We start from the raw sequence: 13,152 nt of genomic DNA on the forward strand, positions 1-13,152 counted from the left end.
GATGTGGTTCAGTAATTTTATTTCAGATTTCAAATTTGTTTTTTTAGAGAGTGAACGATATAAGCTAATCATCGAAGGATTATTTGTAACACTTGAAATTACACTGTTTGCGGTGCTAATCGGTATAGCACTTGGAACCGTGGTAGCATCGATTCGCTCAACCTACGATAAGAATATTGAAGGTCTGAAGAAAAGAAAAAACTTAGGATACTACCTGTTATGTGTTTGTAATGTCATCTGCAAAATTTATCTGACAGTAATCAGAGGAACACCTACAGTAGTGCAGCTTTTGATTGCTTACTTTATTGTATTTGCCACATCAAACAATGATGTACAGATAGCTGTTTTTGCATTTGGAATTAACTCGGGAGCCTATGTGGCAGAAATCATCCGTGCAGGAATCATGGCGGTGCCAGAGGGACAGTTTGAGGCAGGTCGTTCATTGGGATTCAATTATGTTCAGACTATGTTTCACATAATCATCCCACAGATGGTAAAGAATGTTTTGCCTGCTCTTTGCAACGAGTTCATCGTATTGATTAAGGAGACATCAATTGCAGGTTATATCGGAATTACGGATTTAACAAAGGCTGGAGACTTAATAAGAGGTCGCACATTTTCGGCGTTCCTTCCACTTTTTGGAGTGGCATTCATCTACCTTCTTTTAGTACTTGTATTGACATACCTTGTTGGAAAGCTTGAAAGGAGGTTACGAGCTAATGAAAGATAATAAAATCATTCGAGTGGAAAATCTTAAGAAATATTACAAGGGTGGAACAATAAAGGCACTTGATAATATTTCAATTAATGTAGATGAGGGCGAGGTTGTTGTAATTATTGGTCCATCTGGTTCAGGAAAATCAACACTTCTTCGCTCGCTGAATTTACTGGAGATTCCAACAGAGGGAAACATATTTGTAGATGATGTTTTGATTACTGATCCAAAGACGGACATAAATAAGCATCGTCAAAAAATGGGAATGGTGTTCCAGCATTTTAATTTGTTTCCCAATATGAATATCTTGAAGAACCTTACAATTGCACCAACAAGACTTTTGGGAAAGTCAAATGACGAGGCAACGGAATATGCAATGGAGCTTTTGGAAAGAGTTGGCTTGGCAGACAGGGCGACGGCTTTCCCAAGTCAACTGTCAGGTGGTCAGAAGCAACGTATCGCAATTGTCAGAGCCCTTTGCATGAATCCTAAGATTATGTTATTTGATGAGCCCACATCAGCTCTTGATCCAGAGATGGTAGGAGAGGTTTTGGATGTTATGAAGGAGCTGGCAGCTCAGGGAATGAGCATGGTAGTTGTTACTCATGAGATGGGCTTTGCCAGAGAGGTAGCAGACAAAGTAGTCTTCATGGATGCAGGTCAGTTGATTGAACAGGGAACACCGGAGCAGATTTTTGAGCATCCACAGTCAGAAAGACTTAAAACATTTTTAGACAAAGTAATATAGGAGAAAGCAAAGGCGCTTTACATTCATGGTGATGTAGTGCCTTTTTATTTTGGGAAAATGTTGAAAATAAATGAAGAAATGTTGCAGCTGACAAAAGATATGGTGGCTGTAAGCAGTGTAAATACTACAAAGGGAGAAAAGGATATAGGGCTCTTCATTGAAGATTATTTAAGAGCGATACCATATTTTAAAGAACATCCCGATCAGGTTATTGTGCAGACATTAAAGAATGACCAGCTAGAGAGAAGAAACGTGTTTGCACTTTTACTTGGGGAGAAGGATAAAAATAATAAAACCATAATTTTCCATGGACACACGGATACGGTGGGAGTGGAAGATTATGGGGCTCTTGCTGGTTATGCCTTTGATTGCGATGGTTTGGCAGAGCAGTTGAAGGAGATTGAACTGCCTGAGGAAGTAAAAAAGGATTTGGATTCTGGTGAGTATCTTTTTGGTCGTGGTGCCTGCGATATGAAAAGCGGAGATGCAGTATTTATGGTACTGCTCAAGGACCTTTCAGAGCATGTCAGTGATTTATCTGGAAATATTCTTTTATCGCTGAATCCTGTTGAGGAGAATCTTCATACTGGAATCATTGAGGGAATAGAAGTAATTGAGAAGCTTAAAGAAGAATACGGATTAGATTATGTGCTTGCTATAAATAATGATTACACATGTCCAATGTATCCAGGTGACAAGCATCATTATATTTATACAGGTGTTGGTGGAAAGCTTCTACCTTGTTTTTATATTCAGGGACGTGAGACTCATGTAGGACAGTGCTTCGAAGGCTATGACCCTACTACTGTAATGGCAGAATTAATTAAGGAGCTGAATTTAAATCCTGAGTACTCGGATGTATACGAAGGTGAATACGCATTGCCACCTACTTTATTAAAAAGTAAGGACTTGAAGGGCTGGTATAACGTACAGACAGCCAAGGAAGCACTTGTATATTTCAATTATTTTGTGCTGAATGCAGATGTCAGAGACATTACTAAAAAGCTTGTGACTGCAGGAGAAAAGGCAGTGAGAAGAGCATCGGCAGATATGAATATTAAGTACAAAGCCTTTTGTGAGAAGTCGGGAAAAGATTTTCAGCAGATTGAAAACAGCTGGTCGGTTATGTCTTATGAAGATTTGTATCAGCTGGTAAAAATGCAGGATGAATCTATAGATAAAACACTTGCAGAAGAGACTTTGAAGCTTCAGGAGGCAGGTGTAGATAAAAGAGAAATCCCTGTATCGTATATACGAATTCTACTTGCAAGAGCAAATATATATCATCCAGTTGTGGTGCTGTATTATGCCACACCTTATTGTCCACATAATACTTTAGAGAAGAACGATGAGGCGGTAGAAAAGTTGGAAAAGATTCTCAAGGTAGTGGAGGAAGAAAATAACATTGAATACAGAATGGATGGATTTTTCCCTAGCCTGTCGGACAGCAGTTACTTATCACTGGATGATTCAATGGAATCTATAGAGACACTTAAGCAGAATTTTCCACAGATGCAGCAGTTGTATCCGCTGCCATTGGAGCAGATTAAAAAGTTAAACATTAAGGCAGTCAATTTTGGAGTCTATGGAAAGGATGCACATAAAAGCACAGAAAGACTGCAGGTGCCATACAGCTTTGGGGTACTACCAGAGCTGATTATGAAAACTACGGAGGTATTTTTAAATGTTTGTTAAAAATGGTACGGGGGAATTAAAAAAGGTTTTGGTTTCAAGACCGGAATATCTGAAGCCAGCTCCAATCAATGAGATAGCAAAGAAGTGGAAGGATACCACTATGGATGTGGATGTGATGCTTCGTGAGCATGAGGAGTTTGTAAAAAGCTATGAGGATGCTGGTGTCGAAGTAGAGTTTTTAGATGCGGATGATGAGCGCCCAAACTCAGTTTTTGCAAGAGATTTTGGTGGGTGTGTAAAGGAAGGATATATCCTTGGAAACTTCAAGCTGGACATGCGCTACAAGGAACATGTTGATTATGAGAAGCGTATGGCAGAGCTGGGGATTCCTAAAATCGGAGAAGTGAAGAATGGTCTCTTTGAGGGGGGCGACTTCATGTTTATGAGTGAAAAATGGGTGGCAGTAGGTATGGCTGACAGAACTGATGAAGAGGGGCTGAAGGAGCTGAAGGCTATATTGGAGCCACTTGGATATGAAGTTACAGGGGTTCCTTTAAAGAAAGAATATTTACATTTAGATATGTGTTTCAACTTGGTTGATGATCATTTGGCTGTGGCTTATGTGGATGGATTACCAGAGGAATTTAAGGAGCTTTTGGCTGAAAGAGGAATAGAGCTTATTCCTGTTCCAGAGGAAGCAATTTTCCTCCATGGCTGTAATTTACAGGCTCTTGGGAATCATACCGTACTCTCGCTTAAGCAGAATAAAAAGGTTAATGAGGAGCTTGTTAAGCGAGGCATGAAGGTAATAGAGATGGACATTACCGAAATATTAAAGGCAGGCGGAGGTCCACACTGTATGACATTTCCGCTTGTGCGAATATAAATAATTATGAAGGGACGCTACAGTAATGAGTATTTTTTTAGTAGATGAATATAAAGAGATGGAGCCTTATGTTCCGGGGGAGCAGCCAAAGGATAAGTTGTACATCAAATTAAATGCAAACGAGACATCACTTCCACCTTCACCAAAGGTATTTGAGGCAATTTCAAAAAGTGAAATTTGGAATATGAGCTATTATGCAGATCCACATTGTCATGAGTTTCGTAAGGCAGTGGCAACTGTATATGGAGTAACAGAGGAAGAGGTTTTTGTTGGAAATGGAGCAGATGAGGTTCTTTCCTTTGTACTTATGAGCTTTTTCAGGAGAGGAATGAAGATTTATTTCCCAGATATTACATACGGTTTCTATCGTACCTATGCAAAGACTTATGGACTTGATATGGAGGAGATTCCTGTTAAGGATGATTTCTCAATCGATATAAATGACTATATGGATTTGGAGGGGGATATTATTTTTGCAAATCCTAATAATCCAACGGGCCGGGCAATTCCAATAGCGGATATTGAAAAGCTTGTTAAGAAGAATCCTAAGAGAATGGTAATAGTGGATGAGGCATATGCAGATTACTGGGGGGAGACTTGTTTGCCACTTGCTACCAAATATCCAAATCTTGTTGTGGTTCGTACATTCTCAAAATCTAGAAATATGGCGGGAACGCATATAGGTTTTGCTATTGCTTCAAAAGAGATTATTGCGGATATGAACAGCATTAAGTTTTCTTTTAATCCATTTAATCTTAATTCAGTTACTATGGCAGCTGGAATAGCAGCAGTTAAGGACACTTATTATCTGGATAAATGCATTAACAGAATTGTAACCAATCGAGAGCAGTTCAAATCAGACTTGGAGAAGCTGGGATTCCATGTTATTCCATCAAAGGCAAACTTTGTATTTTGTTATCATGATGCAATTTCTTCATCGGAGCTTTGTGAGAAGCTGAAAGAAGAAGGAATTCTCACTCGTCACTTTGCTGATAAAAAACTAGATAAATATCTTCGAATCACCATTGGAACAGAACAGGAAATGGCTGTTGTACTGATTGCAATCAAGGAGATTTTAGCGGAGGTAAAGGTTTGAAAAAAATCGTAATTGCGGATTATGAAAGCGCACTGGAAGAGGATTATTCCATCACAATTGAAAGCATTGAAGAAGCACTTGGAAAGCCAGTTGATACGGTAGTGCATGCCTATAAGGATAAGGATGATTTTATCAAGGTATTGCAGGATGCAGATGGGCTGGTTACTGGATTTATTGAGACTGATGAAGAGATACTTGCTGCTTGCCCAAGTTTAAAATGTATTTCAGTTAGTGGCGTAGGCTATTCCAATATTAATCTTGAAAGTGCCAGACAAAATGATATTGCAGTGTGTCATATTCAGGAATATTGCACTCAGGAAGTGGCAGAGCATGCCATTGCCCTGATGTGTGCCCTGAATCGTAATCTGAAGTTCTATGACCGACAAATTAATGATAAGAAGGAATGGAAGTATTATTCCATTGATGGAAATCCAAATCTGTGTAGTCAGACTCTGGCAATATTTGGATTTGGGAAAATTGGCAGACGGGTGGCAACAATAGCTATAGCCCTTGGAATGAAAGTCTTGGCGGTGGATCCTTATGCTGCCAGCCAGTTTGATGTGACTGGAGTGGAGTTTGTAACCAAGAAGGAGGCCTTCTCCAGAGCTGACATTATTACTAATCATATGAATCTTACCGAAGAAAACAGACACTTTTTTAATGAGGATGCTTTTGCTAAAATGAAGCGTAGACCGATATTCATCAATGTGGGCCGTGGTGGCAGCGTTGATGAACAGGCTCTGGTAAATGCTCTGAATAGGGGATTGATTAGAGGTGCGGGCATAGACGTTCTTGAAGAAGAGAATCCAGATTTAAACAAATGTAGTCTGCTTCGCCGAAAAAATGTAATCATAACACCTCACAGTGCATTCTACAGTCAGGAGTCTATCGAGAAACTGCAAAGAATCAGTGGGGCAAATCTAGGATATTTCCTCGCTGGAAAAAATGAGGAGATTACTGAATTAGTTAGGTAAGATGAGTGTTTTAGTTTCAATTACATTAAAAATTTTTGTTTTGATGGCGGCAGGATTTTTTGCTGCGCATTTTAAAATTATGGATGAGGCTGTGAAGAGAGGATTATCAGAAATGCTGATATATATCTTTCTTCCAGCCAATTTGTTTGTATCATCACAGGCAGATTTTTCAATCTCACAGATGATAGGAATAGGATATACTATCGTATTTACGTTAGTGTACTATGCCATTGTTATTTCAATATGCTATTTTGGCAGTCGCCCTTTCTTTAAGGAAAAGACTAAGAGTGGAATGTTTGCTTTGCTTATCGCATTTGCGAACACTGGCTTTATTGGTATGTCTATTATTAGAGAGACAGTGGCGGGTTCAGGTCTTTTATATGCAGCAGTATATAATTGCATTTTTGATGTAGTGTACTTTTCTATAGGTGTAATGCTATTGCAGAGCGAGAAGGAGAAGATTTCCATCTATGCAATTATGAAGAATGTAATCATATGGATTGCTATCGCTGCAATTATTCTTTATGTGATTCCATATCGTTTCCCAGTAGTGTTAACAGAGACAGTAGATGTGTTAGGCGGATGTATGCTTCCAGTTTCAATGATGATTATTGGTGCGGAGCTTTATACTATAAAGCCTGACGAAGTATTAAAGGATAAGGTGGCTTACATTACATCCCTCTTTCGAATGATCTTGGTGCCAGCTATTACACTTGTGGTTTTAGTTCTTTTACATGTGGAAAAGTCACTTGCTATGACAATGGTTCTGTTGACAGCAATGCCATCAGGCTCACTTAATGTAATCATAGGGCGCAAGTATGATGCAGATGTAAAATATGCTGCCACAACAATTATGCAAAATACGATTATCATGCTTTTAACCTTGCCAGCATTTATTTATCTGTGTGAGAGATTCTTAATCAATTCTTAAAGATTTACCTACTTGGAACTTAAAAATATATTCAATACAATAACCTTGTAATTAATTACAGGAGTTACATGGGAGAAAAAATGAATAATATTCTAATTTGTGATGACGAACAGGATATCGTATCTGCTCTTAGAATTTATCTTGAGAGTGAAGGGATGAACGTAACATCAGCCTCAAATGGTAGAGAGGCGGTTGAAATCATGAGAAGTCCAGCAGGCGAAACTATGCAGCTTATTTTACTTGATGTGATGATGCCTGAGATGGATGGTATAGCTGCCATGGCTGAGATTCGAAAGGAATCAAATGTACCAATCATCATGCTTACCGCAAAGAGTGAGGATGCTGATAAGGTTATCGGTCTTACAGTTGGTGCAGATGATTATGTTACAAAGCCTTTCAATCCAGTGGAGCTTATGGCACGAGTAAAGTCTCAGCTTAGACGATACACCATGCTTGGCGCTCAGAATGGAAAGATGAATATCGTAAATACGGATATTATCACAATAGGTGGTATTGAATTAAATGATAAATCCAAGGAAGTTACATTAGATGGAAATCCAGTATCACTTACTCCATTAGAATATGACATTTTAAAGCTACTTATGACACATAAGGGCGAAGTACTCTCCCCAAGAGATATTTACGAGAATGTTTGGAAGGAAACAGTAATAGGTGCAGAAAGCACTGTGGCTGTTCATATCAGACATCTCAGAGAAAAATTGGAATATGACAGTGCAAACCCTAGATACCTAAAAGCTGTCTGGGGGCACGGGTATAAGATGGATTCATAATGTTACTATTCACAGTCATAAATAGTTAAGGATTAATTCTTGTCAAGCTTGCTTGTAAAAGAATTATCATTAACTATTTATAGACTAGAATAAGTGACTCCACTCCCATGAATAATGTTAGGTGCTTTAGCACCGAGAAAGAAGTCTGAAAGACTTCCATTATGAATGGAGGGGAGTTGCTGTGAATAGTAACTAATGATGAGATTTTAGGAGGGTGATATGAAAAGATTTTACAGCAGAGCTGGAAAGATATTTTTAGGGATAACCTGTACCGTATTTACGTTTATTTTTGCATTTAGTTTTTTTCTTTGTGCCATATTTGGAAATTGGGGACTGTTTGCACAGGATAACAGTGAATTCAAGCATTATGTAAATAATCATGCGGGTAATAACTATGGAGTCTGGGTTATGGCAAATGCAGATTCTGGATTTACCTCTGAGCGTTTACAGAACATGAACTGTTACTATGGTGTAATCGAAGGCGATAGCATTGACGGGGTGAATTTAAATGCAGACAGTTCTTATTTGTATAGAAATTTTAAGGGTGTTACTGTACCTAAAGATGCCTTTGTTAATTCTTATGGCATTGATGAGTACACACGATTCTCATTAGGAGAAAAACTTTTAGATCCTTGGAATGAAAACAGAATTGATAATTATTATGAAACTATTTATCAAACCTACAATATAGATGGAATCGGTTATGATTTGATTGGCCAAAAAGCTTATGTTTTTGCCGATGGACAGTTTTACCGTATAAATGATTATAACTATAAATTTTCTACTGCCTTTGGAGAAGAGGGAACACCAAATACTAATAAAATCTTTAGAAAAATCTGGGATAATAATCAGGCTGCTATAATAGAAAGTACAGAACCAGCAGAAGATGTGACATATTATGTAGTTGAAGATGAAGTATCTGATGCCAAGGAAAGCACTAAAGAGGAGGAAGAAACAGAAGATTATCTTCCAGAGGAAACAGTGATTTCTCAGAGTACAGCAAATATAGATACAAACATGTTGTACATCGATGGAGTAGCTTATGAGCCTCTGGCTAATACTGTAGATGGTTATACCTTGGAGTTATACCCAGATGATGGTGGAGACGGAAGATTAGGTTTGGAGAATGTTGCAGATTTATCTGGCATTCATTCTGAACTTTCAAAGGTTTCTGCTGACATTAATCTGGATGATATTTCTACAATTGGAAAAAGTGAAGAGAGTCCTAACAGAAAGCATTACACTTTCATCTGCTTCCCAAATGAGACAAAGCTTGCGGCATCCACACACACAAATGATTTTTACGCACAGGCAGCATCTCTTATAAGTGTGCTTACTGGTGTGAAGTATCTTCTTCCGTTGGCAGCGCTTCTTTCATTTGTAATTGCAATAGGCAGCTGGATTATGTTCCTTTGTGCTGCAGGACACAAGAAGGGTGTTGAAGGAATCGTAGAGGGACCAATCGAGAAGATTCCGGCTGATCTGGCTTTTGTAGGAGCGTTGATTCTTGAGGGAATAGTTTTCGGATTGCTCAGCTCACTTCAATATGCTTCAGGTGGTATGGCGTTTGGACTACTTGGAATGGCAGTAATCTTATGCGGTGCAGCCGCTATGTTTATTGGATTCCTTTGGAGCTCAAATATTGCTGTTAATATCAAGATGCGTCATATATTTAAAAACAGTGTTATATACAGATGTATCAAAGTAGTGCTTAGTTGGCTCGGTGGGCTGCACGAAGAAACAAAAATAATCCGATCAAGAATAAAATGGAATCGTAGAATCTGGGTAGCATACATAATCATTATGGATATAGAAATTTTCGTTATCTGGGCTACAGATTCCACCAATATAATTCCATTTTTCATTATATGGAAAGTCATTTTTGGATTTTTTATGCATAAGTTTTTACTGTATTATTCGAGAATTAAAGGTGCAGCTATGGATTTGGCTGAGGGCGATACCACAGCTCAGGTAGATTTAAAGGGAATGCCACTTTTCCTTGAAGAGCATGCTAAGGCAATGAATGATATTCAGTCGGGAATTACTGTTGCACTTGAAGAGAGAACCAAGAGTGAGCGCATGAAGACAGAGCTCATCACAAATGTTTCTCATGACATCAAGACACCACTTACTTCAATAATCAATTATGTTGATTTGCTTTCGAAGGAAAAAATCGAAAATGATAAGGCTAAGGAATATCTTGAAGTTTTAGATAGACAGTCAAAGAGATTAAAGAAGCTAATCGAAGATTTGATTGAGGCATCAAAGGTTTCTACTGGAAACATAAAATTTAACATAGAAAAGGTAAATGCAGTAACTCTTTTGAATCAGTCCGTTGGAGAATTTTCTGACAGACTTGAAGCCAATAAAATCACAGTAGTAACAAGCCTGCCAGCTGAGGACATTTATCTTCAGGCTGACAACAGATATTTATGGCGAGTATTCGATAATCTTATGAGTAATATTGTGAAGTATGCGCAGCCAAATACTAGAGCTTATGTGGATTTGGTTCAGGATGAGAACAAGCTTAGATTTGTTTTCAGAAATACTTCCAAAGGGGAATTGAACATCTCAGCAGATGAGCTGATGGAAAGATTTGTCCGCGGTGATAAATCCCGCTACACAGATGGAAATGGACTTGGTCTTTCAATTGCCAAAAGTCTTACAGAGGCAATGGGAGGAACCCTTAAGCTTTCTATCGATGGAGATTTGTTTAAGGCGGTTGTAGAATTTAATAAGATTACTGAATAAAAAATATTTAGAGGTGCTATATTGGCGGGGCTTGTATGCTCCGCCTTTGTTATTGTATTATGTGAAAGACCTTTTACATGCCGATTTTAAGCCAATGTAAAAGGCTTTTGATAGAAAATACATCTCACTTTGAATACTATTGAGACAACAACAGGGAGGACTCAAATGGAACTAGGAAAAAGAATTAAAGACTACAGAGCTTCACTTAATTGGAATCAGGATGAACTGGCAGAGAAGATGTTTGTATCACGTCAGACAATTTCTAATTGGGAAAACGAAAAAAGTTATCCAGATATCCAAAGTTTACTTTTACTTAGTACTCTATTTGATGTCTCTATTGATCAATTAGTCAAAGGAGATGTAGAAAAGATGCAGAAGATTATTAATGAACAAGATGTAAATCAAATGAAGTTTTACGGAAAAGCAATGTTGCTTGGCATACTAATTTTGGCTTTGACATTTGGACCATTGTATTTATTAGTTGGCCTTTGGTCATTGATTCCGATGGGGGTACTTATTATAGTGACATTTTATTTCGCAATGAAGCTTGGAAAGCTTCAAAAAGAAAACGATGTAAGTACTTATAAAGAAATCGTATCCTTTATGAATGGTAAAACACTTGATGAGGCAACCAAGCAGCAGGAGATTGGAAAGCGTCCATATCAGACTGCGGTTATAACAATAGCTTCAGGACTGATAGCAGGTGTAGTTAGTTTTGCGGTTGTTTTTGTATGTAAAAACTATTTTGGACTATAAGAGAAAAAGAAGCAGGATAATTGCAAGGCGTTATGTATAAAAGCAATTATGAAATAAAAGATTGAAATAATAACAACATTGACTTGAAAATATAGAATGTGTGACAAATCGCAATAATAACAAAAATAACTCTTTTTATTGATTTGATTTTGGCAAGCATTCGGATACTAATCTTGATATATTAGTTTCCGCATTAGAAAAGGAGAAAAACAATGAAGAAAAGAGTTTTAAGATTTTTAGCTACAGCTCTTGCTGTTACAACTGTTTTTGTTAATCCAATCGTTTCAGAGGCTGGATCAATTCTTCCAGCAGGTGGAGATACAAATTACATTCTTCACACAGAAACAGATTTTAAAATCATGGATATGGTTTATAAAATTCAGAATGGTGAGACAGTAACTATTGAGAATGCCGCTCAGATGGCAACACTTACAAAGGTTGGTTATGCAGATTATCAGTCAGCTGGTCCTATTTGTATCACAGAGGGTAGAATGACTTATAATACCTACTGGGGTACTGAAGATAAGGAAGTTTATGTAGTAGCACTTTCAGGAACAGAGACAATCGTTGATAATCAGACTACAACTATTAAGGAAGATCTTTTATCAGGCTTTGAATTAAGTAATGAGTATAAGACAAATGTAAAGAATGCTATCATTGATAGAATTCCAGCAGGTAGCAATATTATTCTTGCAGGTCATAGTCTTGGTGGAATGATTGCACAGCAGGTGGCAGCTGATAAGTATATTAAGGACAATTACGAAGTACTTAATACAGTTACGTTTGGTTCACCTCTTATCAAGGGCTTCACTCGTGAAGGTATGGTAAAGAGACTTGGAGATACTAGTGATAAGAATCCATTCTACAGTATTTCTACATTTCTTAATATTGCTTGGCAGTATGCCGGTGTTAATCACGAAGATGGCGGTTATAATGGCGATTCTTCAGCTGCTCATTGTGATAGCTACTTACGCGAAGACGTTTGGGGAAGCTATGATTGCTGTGGTGAGAAGAAAGGAAGTACTTTATGGGTACAAACAGGTACTAGAATGCTTACTTTAAACTTCGCTACAACATCATTCTATACTTCACTTTATGGAACAACATCTGTAGCCAGAACATCAATTATTCCTACACAGACAACAGCTGCTTGCTATGACTTAGCAAAGAAGGCAGTTGCTGATGGATATATCACTGAGGATGCTCTTGCTAAATTTACAACTTTTGTTCCTGCAACTAACGAGGATTCTGTTGAAACAGAAGTTTCTGAGGTAATGGAGTCTGAGGTAGAAGAGTCTATTGATGCAGAGGCAGAGGAAACTGCAGTTGTTGAAACTGGAGCTGTTGAGTCTATGGATGCAGAGACAGATGAAGCTGCAGTTGTTGAGGCTGAAGCAGTTGAGGCTGAAACTGTAGCAGAATAAATTCTTTTTATAAATATAATATTCATAAAAGAGATCAGGATTTTTATCCTGGTCTCAGACTGTAGACAAAGAGTATGCTGCAAAACTTCGTTTTGCAGCATACTTTCCTTTTTTCTAAGATTATATTTTGATTTTTGTGTAAAAAGGCCTTCCTTTAGGCCATTTTCAAATCCCATTCTTGCTGTATTTTTGCCAGTTTCTTTAAATTCATACACGCAAAGGTAAGCGCGACTTTCATTATCATGCGCGCCTTACCATACATCTGTGTATATCTAAAACCATGATTCTCTTTAGCTGTTCCAAAGATTCTTTCAATGGTTTCTTTTCTGTGAGAGTATAAATCTTTCATTCCTAAGGTATGTCTTATATCTTCACATGCTTCCATGTATTCTTCCCAGACATGTCGTGTTACAACTTTTACATGAGTTTTACTTGCTGTGCACTG

The 13,152-nt window shown here is 37.9% G+C and carries 12 protein-coding genes; 11 read left to right on the plus strand and 1 reads right to left on the minus strand.

Annotation, left to right across the window (positions count from 1 at the left end; genetic code table 11):
* Position 1: 1 nt before the first annotated feature.
* The 11 genes from BMZ41_RS14770 (at position 2) to BMZ41_RS14820 (ending at position 12,707) form a co-directional block, all read left to right on the plus strand.
* Positions 2-730, plus strand: a complete 729-nt coding sequence (locus tag BMZ41_RS14770; protein WP_090531074.1) for an amino acid ABC transporter permease — start codon at positions 2-4, stop codon at positions 728-730.
* Entirely contained in the window at positions 720-1,463 is a 744-nt protein-coding gene (locus tag BMZ41_RS14775) for an amino acid ABC transporter ATP-binding protein (protein WP_090531040.1), read from the plus strand. Before BMZ41_RS14770 ends, BMZ41_RS14775 begins: the two co-directional genes overlap by 11 nt.
* A gap of 57 nt (positions 1,464-1,520) precedes the next feature.
* On the plus strand, positions 1,521-3,158 hold the full coding sequence (locus BMZ41_RS14780; RefSeq protein WP_090531077.1) for a M20/M25/M40 family metallo-hydrolase: 1,638 nt from the start codon (positions 1,521-1,523) through the stop codon (positions 3,156-3,158).
* Positions 3,148-3,984, plus strand: a complete 837-nt coding sequence (locus BMZ41_RS14785; protein ID WP_090531043.1) for a dimethylarginine dimethylaminohydrolase family protein — start codon at positions 3,148-3,150, stop codon at positions 3,982-3,984. The genes BMZ41_RS14780 and BMZ41_RS14785 overlap by 11 nt, the downstream gene beginning before the upstream one ends.
* 25 nt (positions 3,985-4,009) lie before the next feature.
* A complete protein-coding gene (gene hisC, locus BMZ41_RS14790; RefSeq protein WP_090531046.1) occupies positions 4,010-5,080 on the plus strand; it encodes a histidinol-phosphate transaminase in 1,071 nt (356 codons plus the stop codon).
* On the plus strand, positions 5,077-6,054 hold the full coding sequence (locus BMZ41_RS14795; protein ID WP_177184258.1) for an NAD(P)-dependent oxidoreductase: 978 nt from the start codon (positions 5,077-5,079) through the stop codon (positions 6,052-6,054). Before hisC ends, BMZ41_RS14795 begins: the two co-directional genes overlap by 4 nt.
* 1 nt (position 6,055) lies before the next feature.
* On the plus strand, positions 6,056-6,985 hold the full coding sequence (locus BMZ41_RS14800) for an AEC family transporter (protein WP_090531054.1): 930 nt from the start codon (positions 6,056-6,058) through the stop codon (positions 6,983-6,985).
* Between the two features lie 80 nt (positions 6,986-7,065).
* Positions 7,066-7,776, plus strand: a complete 711-nt coding sequence (locus BMZ41_RS14805; protein WP_090531080.1) for a response regulator transcription factor — start codon at positions 7,066-7,068, stop codon at positions 7,774-7,776.
* Positions 7,777-7,995: 219 nt separating this feature from the next.
* On the plus strand, positions 7,996-10,527 hold the full coding sequence (locus BMZ41_RS14810) for a sensor histidine kinase (protein ID WP_090531058.1): 2,532 nt from the start codon (positions 7,996-7,998) through the stop codon (positions 10,525-10,527).
* A gap of 165 nt (positions 10,528-10,692) precedes the next feature.
* Positions 10,693-11,283, plus strand: a complete 591-nt coding sequence (locus tag BMZ41_RS14815; RefSeq protein ID WP_090531060.1) for a helix-turn-helix domain-containing protein — start codon at positions 10,693-10,695, stop codon at positions 11,281-11,283.
* Between the two features lie 212 nt (positions 11,284-11,495).
* The gene (locus tag BMZ41_RS14820) at positions 11,496-12,707 is read left to right on the plus strand and encodes a lipase family protein (RefSeq protein ID WP_090531064.1); all 1,212 of its coding nucleotides are present in this window, start codon (positions 11,496-11,498) and stop codon (positions 12,705-12,707) included.
* A gap of 154 nt (positions 12,708-12,861) precedes the next feature.
* On the opposite strand, the gene BMZ41_RS14825 is transcribed toward BMZ41_RS14820, so the two are convergent.
* The coding region (locus BMZ41_RS14825) for a transposase (RefSeq protein WP_442960250.1) at positions 12,862-13,152 on the minus strand (291 nt) is incomplete at its 5' end.

Origin of the sequence: Pseudobutyrivibrio sp. UC1225, from assembly GCF_900115215.1 — a bacterium.
Classification (GTDB): Bacteria; Bacillota; Clostridia; order Lachnospirales; family Lachnospiraceae; genus Pseudobutyrivibrio.